The organism is Adhaeribacter pallidiroseus (genome assembly GCF_003340495.1).
GTDB lineage: Bacteria > Bacteroidota > Bacteroidia > Cytophagales > Hymenobacteraceae > Adhaeribacter > Adhaeribacter pallidiroseus.
On the sequence record NZ_QASA01000001.1, the window covers coordinates 2,363,126 to 2,381,755 of the forward strand.

14 protein-coding genes are annotated in these 18,630 nt (G+C 41.2%); 4 read left to right on the top strand and 10 right to left on the bottom strand.

Annotated features, from left to right (window positions below; all coding sequences use genetic code 11):
- The first annotated feature begins 500 nt into the window (after positions 1 to 500).
- Positions 501 to 1,430: an NAD(P)/FAD-dependent oxidoreductase gene (locus AHMF7616_RS09390; protein WP_115372663.1), complete on the top strand. Its 930-nt coding sequence runs from the start codon at positions 501 to 503 to the stop codon at positions 1,428 to 1,430.
- Between the two features lie 219 nt (positions 1,431 to 1,649).
- Here AHMF7616_RS09390 and AHMF7616_RS09395 read toward each other — a convergent pair whose 3' ends face one another.
- From AHMF7616_RS09395 to AHMF7616_RS09410, 4 genes are all read right to left on the bottom strand, one after another.
- Positions 1,650 to 2,855, bottom strand: coding sequence for a GAF domain-containing SpoIIE family protein phosphatase (locus AHMF7616_RS09395; protein ID WP_233507418.1), 1,206 nt, complete (start codon positions 2,853 to 2,855; stop codon positions 1,650 to 1,652).
- 16 nt (positions 2,856 to 2,871) lie between these two features.
- Entirely contained in the window at positions 2,872 to 4,065 is a 1,194-nt protein-coding gene (locus AHMF7616_RS09400; RefSeq protein ID WP_115372665.1) for an ABC transporter permease, read from the bottom strand.
- Positions 4,065 to 4,322 (bottom strand): hypothetical protein, encoded by a 258-nt coding sequence (locus tag AHMF7616_RS09405; protein WP_115372666.1) that lies wholly within the window; start codon positions 4,320 to 4,322, stop codon positions 4,065 to 4,067. Before AHMF7616_RS09405 ends, AHMF7616_RS09400 begins: the two co-directional genes overlap by 1 nt.
- A 227-nt stretch (positions 4,323 to 4,549) precedes the next feature.
- The gene (locus AHMF7616_RS09410) at positions 4,550 to 5,686 is read right to left on the bottom strand and encodes a glycosyltransferase (protein ID WP_233507422.1); all 1,137 of its coding nucleotides are present in this window, start codon (positions 5,684 to 5,686) and stop codon (positions 4,550 to 4,552) included.
- A gap of 209 nt (positions 5,687 to 5,895) precedes the next feature.
- On the opposite strand from AHMF7616_RS09410, the gene AHMF7616_RS09415 reads away from it, so the two are divergent.
- From AHMF7616_RS09415 to AHMF7616_RS09430, 3 genes are all read left to right on the top strand, one after another.
- Complete coding sequence (locus AHMF7616_RS09415; protein WP_115372667.1) at positions 5,896 to 7,389, top strand: Gfo/Idh/MocA family protein; 1,494 nt, start codon at positions 5,896 to 5,898, stop codon at positions 7,387 to 7,389.
- 333 nt (positions 7,390 to 7,722) lie between these two features.
- On the top strand, positions 7,723 to 8,517 hold the full coding sequence (cobA, locus tag AHMF7616_RS09420) for a uroporphyrinogen-III C-methyltransferase (protein ID WP_115372668.1): 795 nt from the start codon (positions 7,723 to 7,725) through the stop codon (positions 8,515 to 8,517).
- Between the two features lie 346 nt (positions 8,518 to 8,863).
- Positions 8,864 to 9,901, top strand: a complete 1,038-nt coding sequence (locus AHMF7616_RS09430) for a ScyD/ScyE family protein (RefSeq protein WP_115372670.1) — start codon at positions 8,864 to 8,866, stop codon at positions 9,899 to 9,901.
- Between the two features lie 162 nt (positions 9,902 to 10,063).
- Here the strand turns inward: AHMF7616_RS09430 and AHMF7616_RS09435 are convergent, their stop codons facing one another.
- The 6 genes from AHMF7616_RS09435 to AHMF7616_RS09460 all read right to left on the bottom strand — a co-directional run bounded on the left by AHMF7616_RS09435 (position 10,064) and on the right by AHMF7616_RS09460 (position 18,535).
- The gene (locus AHMF7616_RS09435) at positions 10,064 to 11,956 is read right to left on the bottom strand and encodes an amidophosphoribosyltransferase (protein WP_115372671.1); all 1,893 of its coding nucleotides are present in this window, start codon (positions 11,954 to 11,956) and stop codon (positions 10,064 to 10,066) included.
- A 134-nt stretch (positions 11,957 to 12,090) separates the two neighbouring features.
- Complete coding sequence (locus AHMF7616_RS09440; RefSeq protein ID WP_115372672.1) at positions 12,091 to 13,617, bottom strand: NADH-quinone oxidoreductase subunit N; 1,527 nt, start codon at positions 13,615 to 13,617, stop codon at positions 12,091 to 12,093.
- A 9-nt stretch (positions 13,618 to 13,626) separates the two neighbouring features.
- A complete protein-coding gene (locus tag AHMF7616_RS09445; RefSeq protein WP_115372673.1) occupies positions 13,627 to 15,366 on the bottom strand; it encodes a complex I subunit 4 family protein in 1,740 nt (579 codons plus the stop codon).
- Positions 15,367 to 15,395: 29 nt separating this feature from the next.
- Entirely contained in the window at positions 15,396 to 17,597 is a 2,202-nt protein-coding gene (nuoL, locus tag AHMF7616_RS09450; protein ID WP_233507425.1) for an NADH-quinone oxidoreductase subunit L, read from the bottom strand.
- A gap of 6 nt (positions 17,598 to 17,603) precedes the next feature.
- Positions 17,604 to 17,915, bottom strand: coding sequence for an NADH-quinone oxidoreductase subunit NuoK (nuoK, locus tag AHMF7616_RS09455; RefSeq protein WP_115372674.1), 312 nt, complete (start codon positions 17,913 to 17,915; stop codon positions 17,604 to 17,606).
- 104 nt (positions 17,916 to 18,019) lie between these two features.
- On the bottom strand, positions 18,020 to 18,535 hold the full coding sequence (locus AHMF7616_RS09460; protein ID WP_115375525.1) for an NADH-quinone oxidoreductase subunit J family protein: 516 nt from the start codon (positions 18,533 to 18,535) through the stop codon (positions 18,020 to 18,022).
- Between the last annotated feature and the right edge of the window lie 95 nt (positions 18,536 to 18,630).

Below are 18,630 nucleotides of genomic sequence, written 5' to 3' on the forward strand. Positions count from 1 at the left end.
CTTGAGTTTAAATATGGTTTTAACAACGCTAATAGCGGCTTCCTGTTCAGTTAAGCAATAGACCTGAAGTTATGAGAACCATTTAAATATAATGGTGATTGTATTTCAAAAATTAAAAGCACCCTTAGCCTAGATAATTATTTTATCAATATTCATAATATTTTTAAATAATTCTTATTCAAGAATCCTTTCCAGGACACGTTTAATCACAACGTTATCGCACATACCTTTAAAATTTTAACCTACGGCAAAGCACAAGTGAATTTGCACGCAAGTTTTATCTAGGGCTTTTTGCTGCAGCATTTCTTTATGAATGCATTTTTATATTTATTAATGCAACTTAATTGCATTAATAAATATGATTATTATATTTGCAACTTAATTGCATTAATAAATATAAAAATAATGCAGATTGGCCAAGAATATTATCATCAGGAGCCGTTTAGGAACAGCTGCTATTTTTTGTTTCTATTGTCATCAACAAAAATTAAAATGAAATAATGAAAAATAAAATAATTGCTGAAAAATCAGGTGTAATCGACGTGGTAATTATTGGAGCAGGTGCAGCAGGTCTGAGTGCAGCTTTATTTTTAGTTAGAGCAAGGCGTTCTACGATCATTTTTGATGCAGGCTCAAAACGAATTTCCTCATCAAAAAATATTCACGAATTGTTAGGTTTTGAAAACAAGAGCCCAGAAGAGTTTCATAATTTAGGTGAAAAAGAAATCGTAAAGTATGGCGGTGACATAAGAAAAGAAAAGGTGCTTAAAATTGAAGCTATAAGCAATAATCTTTTTGCAGTTCAGAGTACTAACAGCTTTGTAACTGCAAAAACGGTTGTTATAGCCACCGGTTTAATTGACGTAATACCTGAAATTCCGGGACTTAAAGAAGGTTGGGGGAAAGACATTCATGTTTGCCCTTGTTTTACAGGCTATGAGTTGCACAATAAAAAAGTAGTAGTTTTCGGACTACAAGATCGGATTGGGCAATTAAGCAAGTTTCTTACTGCCTGGACAAATAACGTAACGGTTGTAACGAACCAACCATTTGCACCAACATGGATAAAAAAATTAAGCGCGGTTGATGTACAGGTAATAAATTCTGAAGTGGCATCTGTTATTCGTAGTAACGGCAAATTAAAAGGGGTGATCACTTCAGATGGCCAGAAAATTAGCTGTGATGCCATATTTGTTTCCACTTCTATGCAAGCTTCTTCTAACCTGGCCTCAACTCTTTGTAAGGTTGATGAATTTGGATTTGCAGAAACTGATGCAGTAGGCCAAACCAGTAGACCTGGATTATGGGTAATTGGAAATGCGAACGATCCTATTGGCCATTTAGCGCATGCAATTGCATCAGGCACAAAAGTTGGACCTATGGTTACTGACTATTTGCTAGAATACTCTCTGGCAGATTTAATAAAGTAAATAGGTGTAATAAAAAGGCCTGCGCATAACAGTGACTTTCTACAATAACAATTTAATATTCTCCACCTAAGTATTTGAACTACTCTATTTACTCCAATAATGGCTCAGCTGATATTATGCTTTTAGCTAGCCCGCACTAAACCAGGAAACATTATCCAGAATAAAATCTTTAAAAAAGTAATTTTTCAGGTGCCCGTGGACTATCGATTATTATTAAGATTACTTAAACCGGCAGGAAAGCAGAGTGATATCGTCGTGAAAGCTGGTGCTGCCCTGGTTGTGCATTTTTATTTCTTCCAATAACTCTTCGTGTAATTTTGGAAGCGGCAGGTAACGGCACTTCTGCAAAAATTTAATGGTATTATCTAAACCATATTCATCTTCGTCGGTGTTAAAAACTTCGGTTAAGCCATCCGTATAACACATAATCAACGATTTAACCGGTATGGCTACCTCGGTTACCGAGATAAATGGCAAAGTTTCAAAAATACCCAGCATGGTGCACCCTTCCGTGAGAAGTTGGATGGTATTGTTTTCGTGTAACATTACCGGCGAGTTATGGCCGGCATTTACGTAGCTCAGAATTTTAGTACGCCGATTATAAATCCCGAAAAAGGCCGTGATAAATTTCTCGGCAATGGCGTTGCTATAAATTAAAAAATTAAGTTCCGATACTACGGTAAGTAAATTGGTGGTTTGCCGCAAAATGGTTCGTAAGCCCGCCTGGAAGTTTGACATGAGTAACGAAGCCGGCACTCCTTTCCCGGACACATCGGCAATGCAAAACAAAAACTGATCTTCGTCAATTTCGATGTAGTCGTAGTAATCGCCTCCAATGGAGGAGTGCGGTAAATAACTGGCGTGAATAGCTACTGCCTGATCGTTCGGCAACTTTTTAGGAAAGAGCATGGTTTGCACTTCACGGGCAATTTTTATTTCGTTCCGGATAGCTTCTTCCGCTAAACGTTGGCGGGCCATCCGGCGATTTTGCATGGCCACCAGAATAATATTACTCAGGGTTTGCACAAAAGACAAAGCGCCGAGGGTAGAATAGTAATCGTGGGAATTACCAATAAAAACAAAAGCAATGATTTTTTTATTTTGCAGAATAGGCACTACGGTTTCAAACTCACTCCATTGCGCATCCAGGTTTAAGTCGGTCACATAACTGATTTCGGTGAGGCAAGTAATGGCATTTGGCAAAACTTCGCCATTTTTAAAATTGTGATTCGTACCAAAATTTACTTTACACTCCCAGGCATCTTCCAGTACAAATAAACTCAAACGCGAAATTTGTAATTGCGCCAGTAAAGTAAAATGATAAATTTTATACAGTGCCTGATCGGTCAAATTTCCGTTAATGGCCTGGGTAACTTCCAGCAATGCCGATAGCTCGAGCTTTTTTAAATCCAGCTCTTTCTTCATAAACTTGGTGTTTACGTCAGGCATTGTTGATAAGTAATTTGGGGTCATAAGCATCGCGAAGCCCGTTGCCAAGCAGGTTAAAAGATAATACCAACATACTTATACATAAACTCGGCAGTAAAACTAAGTATAAACCGGCCCGAGTACCAATTAGTTGAAAACCTTCGTTTACCATCATTCCCCAGGAAGGTGCTGGGGGTTGTACGCCTAACCCTAAAAAACTAAGACCAGCCTCCATTAAAATAGCTGCCGCAAAATTGGCAGTGCCAATAACAATTAGTGGGCCAATCATATTGGGTAAAATATGCCGGAAAATAAGCCGGTTCTGCGGTAAACCTAGTACCTTACCTGCTTCAATATACGTTTTTTCTTTTAAACTTAAAAACTGTCCGCGTACTATCCGGGCTACATCCACCCACATGGTTAAACCCACCGCTACAAACGAAACCCATACTCCCCGGCTGTCAAAAGCTAAGCTAATGGCTATAACCAGCATAATGCCCGGTATAGACCATACAACGGTTATCAGGAATAACATAGCCTTATCTACCAAGCCGCCAAAATAGCCAGCGGCAGCTCCCACCAAAATTCCCAGACTTACTGAAATTAATACCGCAATTAGTCCAATTCCCAACGAAATGCGCGTACCCAACAGTAAACGGCTTAACACATCTCTACCGGCCCGATCTGTACCCAACCAATACATTTTATGTATCACCGCTTCTTTCATCACTTTTTGTTCGAGAGCAGCAGCACCACTAAGTTCAGGCAAGTCTAAGTTACTTAATTTAAAGCCAAATACCTCATTCACGCGAAAAATCCGTATTTTATCCGGTAATGCATGAACATTTATGTAAGGGTTTATGCGGATAAAACTGCCGGCAATTTGAAAACTTTGCAGCGGAATTTCTTCATAAGGTAATTCTTCGCCGAAAAGCCATTTTTGCCATGGGTTAGTAGGAGCTGGATTGTTTGGTTTTTTTATCCGGAGCATTTTTACTGAAAATCCGGGTTCTTTTTTTTGAAGTTGCACCAGCGAGTTGTTAGCATTAGGGCTGGCATCGGGCATAATCAGGTAACCCAACACGGCAATCAGCGAGGCAAATACAATAACTGCTAAACCAAACATAGCTGGCCTATTTTGTTGTAAACGCTTTAATATAAAATAAACCGGAGAGTGCGTTTTAGCTGACGTGGTGCTTCGTATCATCAACGCGAATTATGAATCATTAAACCTTTTTTGGTAGCCAAATAATAATATTGGGCGCATTGTTGGTTAAAGTTAACCGGATTATATTCAACCTCGGTATCTGGGTCGGGGTAAAAGCATTTAATGTAACCTTGCCGCGCAAGCGCCTGTAAACCGGCACTCAACTCTTCGAGGGGTAAATTCAAAGCATCTGCCAGTTGCCGGAAAGAAGTTACAAAATACAATTCATCTATTATGTCAAACTCCCTTTCGGTCATGGTGATCAGAGAAAATTTAAAATTTCGTTTTTATTACGGCTATTCTGGTTGAGTTAAGCTGGCAAATGTGTCTTATTCTATTAGCGTACTAGTTTATCCTGATCCAATTTTTTAAGTGTCCATTTACTTATACGAGAATATACCATGCTTTCTGGTGGTAGATAAATTATCAAGTGTTTAAAATCCTGAAAGGGGGCATTTAATAACTACATCTTTTATCTTTTCTATTATTTTTTAACTCGTCGGCTTTTCCAGTTATAAGTACCTCGCAGACCCAGCAGAGCAGTATAAAGTACGTAAGGTATATAAACGAATTGTAACGGAATAAGATAAGCAATATACATTTTCCGGTATAAAAAACGCAGTACGGTTACTAAAAACAAACTGTCGATTAAAAATTTAAAAAAATACAAATAAACTACCTGCGTACCGGCAATACCCCGGCACAACCAAATAAAAAAGCTGCTGAACAAACCTAAATTTACCCCGAAAACCAATAGTGCCAGAAGCTTAATGTGCCATTGCGAGTAGTTTGGCCATTTACTAGCCCACCGTATACGTTGCTGCATAAAAGTTGAAAGAGATGCTTGTGCCGCCGTGCGCACAATTGTTTCGGGAGATTTTAAAAAAGCGATTTGCCCGGGAAAACTTTTTGCTATTTTGTGCATCAAAAATTCATCGTCGCCGGAGGCAAGCTGCTCGTTTCCGGCAAAACCTTGCACCATTATAAAAGCCTGCCGCGTGTAAGCTAAATTTGCTCCATTGCACATATTTGGTTTACCTAAGGCAATAGATGCCCCACCTACCCCTATTAAACTGGCAAACTCTACTACCTGCATCCGGGTAAATAATGAGTTAGCCTCCAGCAATGCCACTGGGCCAGCAATGCATTGAACATTTGTTTGCTCGTAATACTGGGCCAAAGTAAAAAGCCAATTGGGTGTTACCCGACAATCGCCATCGGTTTGTACCATTAACTGGCCCTTTGCTACAGTAATGCCGGTAGTAATGGCCGCTTTTTTTTGTAACCTACCCGGATAATCCTGTAATGAAATTAGGTGAACCGGTAAATCGCTCTTTTTTTTAAATTTTTGTATGAGGCTAGCCGTTTCGTCTTCGGAATGGTCATCAATAACTATTACTTCAAAATTAGAAATGGTGTATGTTTGCTGCTCTAAATCCTGCAATAGCGCCAAAATATGCTGGGCCTCGTTCCGGACCGGAATAATCACCGAAATATAAGTTTGCGGGATACTGGAATTTTTCACAACAACCGGCATTTTAAGCCAAGCGTACCAGCGCCGCAGAATAACCCAGCCATAAGCCATTAATAAACCCCAACAACCCCACATAAATACATGCATACTATTAGTCAAATGGCAATAGAAGCGACCTATTGCAAATTTTAAAAATAAAGAAAACCTTATGGTAGTTAAATTATTTTTTGGAAAGGAAACTAGCTTGTTTTCTAAATTAACTGTAATATTATAACTATCTCTGACAAAAGCCGCAATTGCTATATAAGGGAGTAAAGCTACCGATTTAAAACTTAGTGTATATTTAAAAAACAAACATGAAAGACCAGTCTAATTCTTCTGATCCAAATAAAAAAGCTTTTAGCCGGCGCGATTTTATGAAAGGAGCCGCATTAACGGCCGCTTCATTTTACATTTTTCCGCGGCACGTACTGGGTGGGCCCGGTTTTATAGCTCCGAGTGATAAATTTAACGTGGCCGGTGTGGGTGTTGGCGGAATGGGCCGGGCTAATTTACTAAATTTATCGAGCCAAAACATTGTAGCCTTGTGCGATGTAGACTGGAATTTTGCCGGCAAAGCGTTTGATAAATTAGGCACCGATCTGGAAGGTGCCCAAACCCGGCTTAAAAATGCCACCACCGACAAAGACCGTCAATCCATTACCACCCAAATCGCTAATTTCACGCAGCTAAAAGACCAGTATCCGAAAGCAAAACGGTTTAAAGATTACCGCGAAATGCTGGATAAAATGGGGAAAGATATTGATGGCGTAGTAGTGGCTACCCCCGATCATACGCACGCCATTATAGCCATGGAAGCCATGCGCCGCAAAAAACACGTGTACGTGCAAAAGCCTTTAACTTACACCGTACACGAAGCAAGAGCCTTGGCCGAGGCAGCCCGAAAATACAAGGTTATTACCCAAATGGGCAACCAAGGGCACTCCAGCGAAGGTGCCCGGTTAATAAACGAATGGATTGCCGATGGAGCCATTGGTAAAGTAAGCACCGTTTATGCCTGGACGAACCGCCCCATCTGGCCACAAGGTATTCCGCGGCCCACCGACAACATGGCTACCCCCGAAGGTTTAGATTGGGATGCTTTTTGCGGCCCATCTCCTTTACGGCCCTACAATGCGGCTTATCATCCGTTTAAATGGCGCGGTTGGGTAGATTACGGCGCCAGTGCCCTCGGCGATATGGGGGCGCACTTATTAGATCACCCGAACTGGGCTTTAAAATTAGGGGCACCTTTAAGCGTAGAAGCCACCAGCACCCCATTTGGCGGTAGCAAAGAAGATCTGGCTACCTACCCGAGCGGATCTATGGTAACTTACGAATTTGCTGCCCGCGAAAATATGCCGGTCGTGACCCTTACCTGGTTCGATGGGGGTTTAATGCCTCCTAAACCAATGGAAATGGGCCCTACCGAAAACATGGATAAAAGTGGCGGCGTGCTCATGATTGGCGATAAAGGTAAACTTATGCACGAAACGTATGGCTCTAATCCGCGTTTATTACCGGCTACCCGCATGGCCGAGTACAAGCAACCGGCCAAAACAATTCCCCGCGTAGATGTTAGTCACGAAATGGATTGGGTGCGTTGTGCCAAAGACGGCAAAAAACAACCTTCGTCTAATTTTGATTATGCCGGTCCTTTAACCGAAACGATGTTGCTGGGTATTATTGCCACGCGGTTTACCGGTAAAAAATTATTGTGGGATTCCGCTAAAATGCAGTTTACCAACGCTCCGGAAGCAAACCCTTTTGTAACCCGGGAGTACCGTTCCGGCTGGAGTTTAACGGCTTAGTACTTTTTTAAATTTTAATTTACAAACGGTGGTTTTTCAAAAAAGCCACCGTTTTTAGTTTTAGCCAAAACGTTCCGCTTTCCTACTTAGGCGAAATTTAAAAAATGCATAAGCTGGTCTAATCTTAAAGTAATCAGAGCCTTGTCAGCAAGCTAGTTGTATCGGAAAACATGTTTAAAATTCAGATTATGAAAAGTATACCTTCTAAAAACGAGATTATTATACATCTGTTTACTAATTACCTTTCTATAACAAAGGATTTACTTAAACTTGTAAACACCGGATACAACTAAAATTAAGTAATATTGGGCGTCTTATCCGTCTATCAATTTCATGAGTACTAAAATTCCCCGGGTTACTTTAGTAGGTGCTGGTCCCGGCGACGTAGATTTATTAACCATAAAAGGTGCGAAAGCGTTGGCCGCCGCCGATCTGGTTCTCTACGATGCCCTGATAAACCCGGCATTGCTGGACTTAGTACCGGCCGACAAACCCCGGGTATTTGTGGGTAAACGTTCCGGCAAACATGAGTTTCCGCAAGAAGAAATTAACGCCTTAATTGTAAAATACGCTTTCGAGTACGGCCATGTAGTGCGCTTAAAAGGCGGCGACCCTTTTGTATTTGGCCGCGGCTACGAAGAAATTCAGTTTGCCGCTCAACACGGCATTAGTACGGCTGTAATTCCGGGTATAAGCAGTGCAGTGGCAGTACCGGCTTCGCAAAACATTCCTTTAACCAGCCGGGGCGTTAGCGAGAGTTTCTGGGTAATTACCGGAGCTACCAAATACGGCCAGATTTCTGAGGATATTGCTTTAGCTGCTCAATCCTCAGCTACGGTAATTATTTTAATGGGCATGAAAAACCTGGAAGATATTACCCGGGTGTTTCAAGTATTAGGTAAAAACACCACCCCAGTGGCTATTATCCAGAATGGTACTTTACCCAACGAACGCCTGGTATGCGGCACCATCGATACCATTTATCAACTCGCCCAAGAGCAGCAAGTAACCTCGCCGGCCATTATTGTTATTGGCCAAGTGGTAGATTTACGCTTTCCTTCTGAGCAAAAAACTAAAATAATACAAGAAGCAAATCAATTTAATTTACCTAACGGGAGCACCTTTTAACGGCTTATCCATAATCCTATTAAATTTTTAAAAAGATGAATGCCCGAGAAGTTTATTTTTTAATAAAACTGATTGCGGGCAGAAGTCTTAAACCAGGAAGTTTGATACTTAAAACTTTTGGCTCATTCTGGTTCATTAAATTTATATTATGTTTTAAGCAAAACAAACACCTTCCTAAACTTACTTTAACCAGATACGTTTGGCTTAGAAAAATCACTTACCTTTTCTTTTTAATCAAAAAATTATTCAGAATTATTCTGATATATTGTTGATATTTAACAATAAAGCACTCGTTTATGAAACTAAAACTTTAAAAAATTTAACTTTTTCACTTAATCTTTAAATTATGCGTAATAAACTTACCATTCTCCTGTCTTTTTCCTTATTGGTTGGTACTGCTGGTTGTGATGAATTTTACGAAATCGTGGATGAAATTAAGCCCAAACCTCCCAAAAGCAGAAATGTAATTCAAGGTTTGCATGCTCCTATTGGTATTGAAGCAGACAACCAAGAACAATTATGGATCACCGAATCGGGTAGCGGTAAATCGCTGGAAGGCACCAACGATGGACAAGTTTCTTTAGTTACCCCGGAAGGTAAAGTTTATCCGGTGGTTAAAGGCTTTACTTCGTTTACTAATGATGGGGCCGTAGTTGGACTGAATAACTTAATTTTAAAAAATGGTAAACTGTGGATATTACACGGGGTAGAGGGCAGATTATACAAGCTCGATATTACTACTTTTAAACCAGGCGATACCCCATTGCAGGCTAAAGATCTGGATTACGAAGATGTAGGTACTTTTATTAAAAATTATGAGTTTACCGAAGATACAAACGAATCTAATATTTATAATTTAACCGTTGGTCCGGAAGGTGATTTCTTTATGGTTGATGCGGCTGCCAATGCCATTATCCGGCGCGATGCCGAAACAGGTAAACTGAGTGTTTTTGCTTACGTTCCTGCTGTTCCGTATGCCGGCGGCGAATTACCAGGTGCTCAATCAGTACCCACCGGCATTGTTTTCGACGGAGAAAGATTTTTGGTTTCTACCTTTACCGGTTTCCCCTTTCCGCAGAAACGAGCCCCTATCTACGAATTTGATTTAGAAGGAAATGTATCGGTGTACCAAACAGGTTTTACCAGTGCCACGGACCTGGTATTGGGTACCGACCACCACCCTGTTGTGGTAGAGTACAGTGTTTGGAACAACCAAACCTTTACTTTTGCACCAAATGCCGGTGATCTGGTTTTTGCTAGTCGTCAGAAAAATGTTCCGGTATTAACCAATCTCAACTTTCCAACTTCCATCGAAAGATACGGCCTCAAAACCTACTACATTGTTTCCAACACCGATGGTACAATCCAGAAAGTTACTTTTTAACAATTAGAGTTATAAACTTAAAAATTAGAATTAGCAAACACCTTAACTCATACCCTTACCGAGGATTTAAGTTTGCCAGCTATAGTTTAATTACATAAATCCACTAAAAACAAAAGGCGACGTTAGAGCAACGTCGCCTTTTGTTTTTAAAAATGATCAACCTTAATAGGCCCGTACTTCTTTCTTTTCCATGAAATTCATAAAGGCCCGGTTTACTACTTTGTTACCGCCTAAAGTAGGATAGTTACCGGTAAAATACCAATCGCCGGTATGGTTAGGACAGGCCAAATGCAAATTATCTATAGTTTGAAAAATAACTTCTACTTCGGCGTTTATTTCGGGCGCTCGGACAATCTGGGCTGCTTTCGCGGAAATTTGCTCGGGCGTAAACAAATCGAAAAGCTCTTTTACAAAATTGCTTCTTTTAAAAGTTTCCGAGCCTTCGTACATCCGGCACTTATCGTAAACTTCTTCCAGTCTATCTTCTACATCATGTTCTTCCAGAAGCTGCAGCATGGCCCGGAAAGCCACAAATTCTTTTAGCTTCGACATATCTATACCATAACAATCGGGATAGCGGATTTGCGGGGCGCAGGAAACCACCACTATTTTTTTCGGCTCCAAGCGGTCCAACATCCGGATAATGCTTTTCTCCAGGGTGGTACCGCGTACAATCGAATCATCAATCATCACAATGGTATCTACCCCTTTGTTAATTACCTCGTAAGTGGTATCGTACACGTGCGCTACTAAATCGTCACGATTGTCGTTATCGGTAATAAAGGTGCGCATTTTAGCATCCTTAATTACTAATTTTTCCGCTCGTGGTTTGGCAACTAAAATTTCATCTAATTCTTTGGGGCTTACTCCTTTTAAAATAGCTTCTTTGCGGTAATCCCGCAAGTAATCTTCAATCCCCTGCATCATTCCTAACCAAGCCGTTTCGGCGGTGTTGGGGATGTACGAGAATACCGTATTTTTTAAATCGTAATCAATAGATTCTAACACTTGCGGAACCAGTAGTTGCCCCATGCGCTTGCGCTCCTGGTAAATTTCCGGGTCGTTGCCGCGCGAAAAATAGATCCGCTCGAAACTGCACGATTTTTTTTCGGCTTCCGCTAAAATTTCTAATTCCCGCGACCCACCATTTTTGTTGATTATTAGCGCGTGACCCGGTGTAACTTCTTGAATCTGACTGTATTCAATGCCAAAAGCAGTTTTAATAGCCGGCTTTTCCGAAGCCACTACCACTACTTCTTCGTCGATGTAATAATAGGCCGGCCGGATACCCGCCGGGTCGCGTACCACAAAGGCTGCTCCGTAACCCGTAAGCCCCGCCATGGCATAACCACCATCAAAATCTTTACAAGCCCGACGCAAAACCCGTTGTAAATTTAAATTTTCTTCAATCAGGTGGGAAATCTGCGCGTTGGTGTATCGTTCTTGTTTATACGACTCGAACAACGATTGATTTTCTTCGTCGAGAAAATGCCCTATTTTTTCGAGTACCGTGATGGTGTCGGTAGTTTGGCGGGGATGCTGGCCAATATCCACCAATACATTAAAAAGCTCATCGGCGTTGGTCATGTTAAAATTACCGGCTACCGCCAGACTGCGGCTGCGCCAGTTATTTTCCCGCACCATGGGGTGGCAGTTATCAATGCTATTTAAACCGTGGGTGCCGTAACGCAAATGGCCCAAGTAAACATCGCCTAAAAAAGACAAATTTTTCTTGAGCCACTTAATATCATTTACCTGTTCGGGAAACTGCTTCTTTAGCTTAGCAAACGAATTACTGATTTTACCAAAAATTGCCGGAATCGCTTGCGTTTTCACCGATCGATAACGCGAGATATACTCGGTTCCGGGTTCCGCATCTATTTTAATGCTGGCAACTCCGGCCCCATCCTGGCCGCGGTTGTGTTGTTTTTCCATTAACAGGTACAACTTGTTGATGCCGTACATGGCGGTACCATATTTATCGACATAATACTGAGTAGGTTTCCGCAGCCGGATTAAGGCAATACCACACTCGTGCTTTATTGCGTCGCTCATAATTTTAGTTGCAAGTTACAGGTTACAGGTTGCAAGTTTCTTAAAGCCATTCGCCAACCTTTTAAAATAGATAGATGTTAAATAAAGAATAATCTTCAATGATTAAGTATTGAATATACCGCAAAGGCGAAAAATTATTTAATAAAAAGATGAATAAAATTAATCAACCAATCCGTGCGAAAGAAAAAGAGAATTATGGGCAACGCAAGTAATAGTATAAATACTTGTGAAGATATGGGTATAACCTTTTTTTGCTTACGTAAATTCCTTTTGAAAAATAAGAAATAGGGAATTTTTACGTAATAAAAAAAAGCAACCCCGGTAAAGAGCAAACCGGTAACCACCAGTACCAACATTAAAGGATTTCCCGAAATCTGATAGTTTTGCCATACCGAGCTAAAAACCAATAATTTTGCTGTAAAACCAGCCGTAGGGGGCAAACCCGTTAACGAAATTAAAAACACCAGGGTAATTATGCCTAAAAAAGGATAATGTCGGCCCCAACCGCTGAAATCGGTAAATTGCTGTACTCCCAACCGATCTTCAAACTCCTGAATAAACCAAAAAATACCGTAGTTGGTAAATAGCAGCACTGTTACGTAAAATAACAAATTGCTTAGATTATCGCCCGATAAAGATAAACAAGCTGCCAACATAAAACCCGCGTGCGATACCGAAGAATAAGCCAGCATGCGTTTGGGCTTTTGTTGCCACAATGCCGTAAAATTACCAATAATTAAAGTGAAAACCGCAATACCCGCCACAAATAGCAACACATCAAAGTACAAGGCCTGGTATAATTTCTGCGCTTTTAAAACTTCTACCAAGCGCAGAATTACCAGAATTCCGGCTATTTTGGGAGCCGTAGAAAATAAAGCAACTACGGGCGTGGGCGTATTTTCATAAACATCGGGCGCCCAAAAGTGAAAAGGGGCTGCGGCTATTTTAAATAAAAGCCCCGCCAAAGTAAATACCAAAATAATAGTAACTGCTGGCGGAAATATTTTACTCACCTCCTGCCAGAATTCCGGCTGCAAAAATTGCAAAGAACCGGTAAAGCCATACAAAAACGACATGCCGTAAAGCATAACACCCGCCGCCATGGTACCATACAAAATATATTTAATGCCGGCCTCAGTACTACGTACATGGTCTTTTACAATCATGGTAAGCAAGTAGCCCGCAATAGATACTAACTCAATACTCACAAACAAGAGTAACAAGTTGGCCGATTTTACCATAAAGTTTAAGCCCATGGTAAACACAAACAAATAAGCGTAAAACTCACCCCGGCCAAACCAAGCAGTTTGGAAAAGTTTAAAGTTCCAGCCCAATAGAATCGTGAAAAAGCCGCACAATGAAAATAACAAGCCGGCGTACATACTTAAACCATCTTTTAAAAGAAAGCCAAGTAAAAACGGATGCGGAACGGCATAGCTGGTAATATGCAGACCTTCAAAAAGCTGGACACTCCCTACCACCAGAAACCCCAGCAAACTTAGTTGAGGTAGCAGTATCTTTAATTTTGGCGAACGAAATAAATCTAAAAAAATAAGCAGTAAACTAAAGCCAGCAAGCAAAAACTCGGGCAGCAAGGCACCTAATCCATTTTGGATTTGATTGAGTGAGGCAGTTAAGGTAGTTACAGCTGTTGGCACCATGCTCCTGATTTAGGGCAATAAAGGTAAAGCTTGAGTTATGGGCATGCCCCCTTGCACGAGAACATGCTCCAGAAAACCGCTTACTCCCGGACCTATTTTGTCTAATAAGATAGAAGGGAAAATACCAAATACAATTACCAGAATGGCTAACGGAATAAATAAGCAATACTCTCGAGTTGTTAAATCCGGCAGTTTGGTTCGTTCGCGTAACTCCGGATGAATCCAGTGTTTACCGAAAAACATCCGCTGCAAAGTCCATAAATAATAAGCCGCCCCCAAGATCATGCCGGCCATAGCCGCGACAGCCAGCCAAGGGGGCAACATACCCGACGTAGTAGCCGAGGCAAATGCTCCCAGTAAAACCAAGAACTCGGCTATAAAACCAGCCAAACCCGGCAGGCCAAGCGAAGCAAAAAAGGCAATAACCGTTACGGTTGTGAAAGCCGGCATCACCTCTGCTAACCCCCGAAAACAAACGATGGAGCGGCTACCCGACCGGTCGTAAATAACTCCCACTACTAAAAACAACATCGCTGAAATAAGTCCGTGGCTGAACATTTGGTAAATGGCTCCATTCACTCCTTCGGAGGTTAATGCCGCTAAACCCAGTAGTACAAAACCCATGTGCGATACCGAAGAATAAGCAATCAGTTTTTTTAAATCGCTCATGGCCAGCGCACAAAGCGCTCCATAAATAATAGTAATTACCCCCAGTAAACCTAAAAAGAAGGAGTAATAAACAGCCGCATCGGGGAACACTGGGTAAACAATCCGTAATAAGCCGTAAGCCCCTACTTTTAAAAGCAAACTAGCCAGAATAACCGATATGGGCGTAGGTGCTTCTACGTGGGCATCCGGCAGCCAGGTATGCACCGGCACCAAAGGCATTTTAATCGCAAACCCGGCAAAAATCAACAAAAAGGCCATCAGGCGAATAGGTATTGCCCCCAGCATTTTACCCGATGCAACATGCAACAGGCTATCCGGAATAAAGTTTTTAGCGGTAATCATGTCCGGGATGCTAAACGTATGTACCAGCACTCGACTAGGCAACTTACCGGCGGCTAACAGTTGCTGAATGTGCGTAATAACAGCTGGACTCGCCTTGGTACCTGGGGCTAACAAGTTTGCTTGCCAGGCCGTAGCCTGCGGATCAATCACCGATGTATATAAACCGATAATAACAATTAAAATAAAAATAGAGCCGACTAAGGTATAAATAAAGAATTTAATGGCTGCATATTCTCGCCGCGAGCCGCCCCAAATGCCAATCAGAAAATACATGGGGAGCAGCATAAATTCAAAAAACAAATAGAATAAAAATAAATCCAAGGCCAGAAAACAACCCATAATGCTACCCAGCAATAATAAATACAAGGCAAAATATCCTTTTATACTCTTGGTAACCGGTAATGACGAAATAGCTCCCATAAAACCAATAATGCCGGTAAGCAATACCATACTGATGCTTAATCCGTCTACCCCCAGAAAATAAGTAATTTGCAAAAATCCCAAACTATTCAGGCTTAAGGTGATCCAGTTTACTTTTTCTACAAACTGGTAACCCGATTCGGATATAGGGGAAACAGTTTGAAACTGGAGGTAAACCCAAACCGCTAAAAGTAATTCCAAAAAGGTGATGCCGCATACTACCGTCCTGATTAATTGAACGGAGCGGCTGGGCAAAGCTAAAATTAGCAGAACAGATACTAAAGGAACAAAAATAAGACTAGTCAGGATAAAATTCATTCAAATTATTTGTTTCCAGCGAGCTTTTTTTAAAATATCAAAATATAAAATACCAGCAGTAATAAGCCTAAAAGCGAATAAAGGTAGTAAGATTGAATTTTGCCATTTTGCATCCATCGTCCTAAATTACCCGATAAACGCGCAGTAATTCCGATACCGCGCACCAAGCCGTCCACAATACCCCGGTCAATCCAAGCCACAATTTTAGAAAAAACAACTAAAATTTTCGCAAAGGTATTAATACTATAATCAATTATAAGGGCATCCATTTTAACAACTCCTAAAGCAAGCCACTGCGTGGGTTTCACCAGAATAATCTGGTAAAGTTTATCTAAATAAAAATTGTGGTAAATAAAGTTAGTAAAAGTAGCCGGTGGTAAAGCGGATAATTGGTAGCTGGTGGCATTTGTTATTAAATTAATCCGGAAACGTTGCCACGCTATTCCTGCTCCCAAGACCAGGGCCGTTACAGAAAGTATAGGCGCCCATAAGTGCGCACTATGACTATCGGTATTGAGTAAATTTTTAAAAAAAGAGCCAGAAAGAAAAAACTGACCGGGGTTTAAATTTTTAAGGGATACTCCGGATAATAACCAACTATTGGTACTGGAAAATGGATTTAGCGAGTAGAAAATACCAAGAGCTAAAACTGCTAAAATAAGAACCGGCACCAACATGAGCCCGGAGGTTTCCCGTTTAGAACTCACGCGTAAATGCTGTTCGCCGAAACCTAACCGGAACTTACCTAAAAATACAAAAATTAATTGCCGAGTCATGTAATAAGCCGTGAGACTAACCGCTACAAATCCCGTAACCGGCACCAGGTACCACCACCAAGCTCCGGTGTTAGCAGCACCAGCGGCAGCCCAGTTCCAGGTGCCGATTAAAATAGCATCTTTTGATAAAAAGCCGGAAAACAATGGTACGCCCACTAAGGAGGCTCCTGCTAATAAATAAGAGTAATAGGTGAAAGGGAGTATTTGGCGCAAGCCGCCCATGTTCCGGATGTCCTGCGCGTCAACCAAGGCTCTGGTTTCAGCATCTTCGTGCTGCAAGGCATGGTGTACCGCATGAATAATAACTCCCGCATTTAAGAATAATGCTGCTTTAAAAAAGGCGTGAGTAGTTAAATGGAACAAAGCGGCATCGGGAGCCCCTACTCCCATTCCCATTACCATGTAGCCTAACTGCGAAATAGTAGAATACGCCAAAGTTTTTTTAATATCAAACTGCGTACAGGCTACCAAAGCTCCCATTAAAGCGGTTATGGCCCCAACCAATGCCATAACAAGCAAGGCATCGGGAGTAAAGAATACGTAACATTTAGCTAATAAATATATGCCCGCCGCTACCATAGTAGCCGCGTGTATAAGCGCTGAAACTGGCGTGGGACCTTCCATGGCATCGGGCAACCAAACTTGTAGAGGAAATTGCGCTGACTTGCCGATACAACCGCAAAATAAGGCTAAGCCGGTTAAGGTAAGCAAATGTGTGGATATTTGCTCCGATATAAATACGCCTGATTTTAGTAAACCCGGAGAGTCAATGGGCATAGCATCCGTTATAGTTTTAATCTGCGATTTAAGCGTTAATAAATCAAAAGTACCAAAAAAACTATACAGCAAAAATAAGCCTAATAATAAACCAACATCTCCTACCCGGTTAACCAGAAATGCTTTTTTACTAGCCTGAACCGCTGCTGGACGGTGAAACCAAAAGCCAATGAGCAAATAAGAACAAAAGCCGACCAATTCCCAAAAAATAAATATAAGGAGTAAATTATCGGCTAGCACCAAACCTAGCATGCTCCCGGCGAACAAACTTAAAAAGGCAAAATACCGGTTATAATGTTCATCGTGATGCAGGTAGGCTACCGAAAATACTTGTACCAATAGCGAAATAAAGGTAACCAGTACTAAAAGCAAAACGGATAGATTATCGAGATAAATTCCGGCCGTAAATACCTGGTTGGTATTGGGGGCTTTTATTATCTGAAACCAAGTAGTTTGTTCGTGCACTATTTTTTGCTCCCAAACCTGACTAAATAGAAAGAGCGCGAGCAAGAAAGAAAGCACCCCAGATCCCAAACTGATCCAGTCACCTTGGCGGGGCAATTTTTTGCCTACAAAAAAACAAAAAGCAAAGGCGAGGAAAGGCAACAAAAACAGACCTAAGGCGGCCGCTAAGGTGATATTGGCGGTGGTCGGGTTTGTAGAAAGTCCGGTGTTCAAAGTGCTTTATCCTTGCGAGGCATCTACCTCATTTATGTTTACGGTGTTAAAATGCTGGTAAACTTTTAACACAATGGCCAACGCAATAGCGGCTTCGGCAGCGGCAATTACTATAACAAACAGCGCAAAAACCTGCCCTTGTAAAAGTTTAGGATCGTGCTGGCTAAAAGCAATTAAATTTAAATTTGCGGCATTAAATATTAATTCAATTCCCATTAAAATAGCAACCGCGTGGCGTTTCGTGACTATTGCCAAAACCCCGATGCAGAACAAGGCCGCACTTAACAACAATACATGTTCGAGCGGTATAGAAGCCATTTATTAATTGGTATTGATTAGTTTACAGTTGTTGGATTTTAAATGGAAGAGTTAGGAATTCATCATAAACGGATAGTGAACCAGCTTACACCCAAGTTTTTACATTATTTTATTTGTGAACTGATAAAAGCCGCTCCCATTAAAGCTATCAACAATACCACAGAAGCTACTTCAAAAGGAAGCGCGAAGTTAGTCATTAAGTTGATACCAATGCCATGCAATGTAGATTTTGCTCCCGTACTTACGAAGGTTTCGGATTGTTTAATCCACGATAGCTGGCTAAAATGCGTACGGGCAATAATATATACCAACCCACCGAACAACATAAAAGAAAGCAGTCCACCCATAATTTTATTTCCAGATTGGGATTGAATAAAAATAGTATCGCCCCGGTTACTCAGCATAATACCGAATAATATTAAGACCAAAATACCGCCTACGTACACCATTAATTGGGTTACAGCTAAAAAATCGGCCATTAATAAAACATACACGGCGGCTAAACTCAGCAAGGTAATTAAAAGCATAAAAACGGCGTGCAGCAGATTTTTCATAAAAACCATCAACAAAGCCGTGCACAGCATTAGAAAAGCAAACGTGTAAAAAAGGATAAGCACCATGAGGTTACAGGTTTCAGATTGCAAGTTACAGGTTACAGGTTGCAATTTTAAAAATTGGAAGGTTGCAAGGTTTTCAACTCCTCAAGACCAGAAGC

What these genes read in the sequence shown, in the direction of transcription:
- AHMF7616_RS09440 (WP_115372672.1), bottom strand. Translation starts at nt 13,617, where the DNA reads ATGGTGCCAACAGCTGTAACTACCTTAACTGCCTCACTCAATCAAATC.
- AHMF7616_RS09445 (WP_115372673.1), bottom strand. Translation starts at nt 15,366, where the DNA reads ATGAATTTTATCCTGACTAGTCTTATTTTTGTTCCTTTAGTATCTGTT.
- AHMF7616_RS09430 (WP_115372670.1), top strand. Translation starts at nt 8,864, where the DNA reads ATGCGTAATAAACTTACCATTCTCCTGTCTTTTTCCTTATTGGTTGGT.
- AHMF7616_RS09415 (WP_115372667.1), top strand. Translation starts at nt 5,896, where the DNA reads ATGAAAGACCAGTCTAATTCTTCTGATCCAAATAAAAAAGCTTTTAGC.
- cobA (WP_115372668.1), top strand. Translation starts at nt 7,723, where the DNA reads ATGAGTACTAAAATTCCCCGGGTTACTTTAGTAGGTGCTGGTCCCGGC.
- AHMF7616_RS09400 (WP_115372665.1), bottom strand. Translation starts at nt 4,065, where the DNA reads ATGATACGAAGCACCACGTCAGCTAAAACGCACTCTCCGGTTTATTTT.
- AHMF7616_RS09395 (WP_233507418.1), bottom strand. Translation starts at nt 2,855, where the DNA reads ATGAAGAAAGAGCTGGATTTAAAAAAGCTCGAGCTATCGGCATTGCTG.
- AHMF7616_RS09390 (WP_115372663.1), top strand. Translation starts at nt 501, where the DNA reads ATGAAAAATAAAATAATTGCTGAAAAATCAGGTGTAATCGACGTGGTA.
- nuoK (WP_115372674.1), bottom strand. Translation starts at nt 17,915, where the DNA reads ATGGCTTCTATACCGCTCGAACATGTATTGTTGTTAAGTGCGGCCTTG.
- AHMF7616_RS09405 (WP_115372666.1), bottom strand. Translation starts at nt 4,322, where the DNA reads ATGACCGAAAGGGAGTTTGACATAATAGATGAATTGTATTTTGTAACT.
- AHMF7616_RS09460 (WP_115375525.1), bottom strand. Translation starts at nt 18,535, where the DNA reads ATGGTGCTTATCCTTTTTTACACGTTTGCTTTTCTAATGCTGTGCACG.
- AHMF7616_RS09410 (WP_233507422.1), bottom strand. Translation starts at nt 5,686, where the DNA reads ATGCATGTATTTATGTGGGGTTGTTGGGGTTTATTAATGGCTTATGGC.
- AHMF7616_RS09435 (WP_115372671.1), bottom strand. Translation starts at nt 11,956, where the DNA reads ATGAGCGACGCAATAAAGCACGAGTGTGGTATTGCCTTAATCCGGCTG.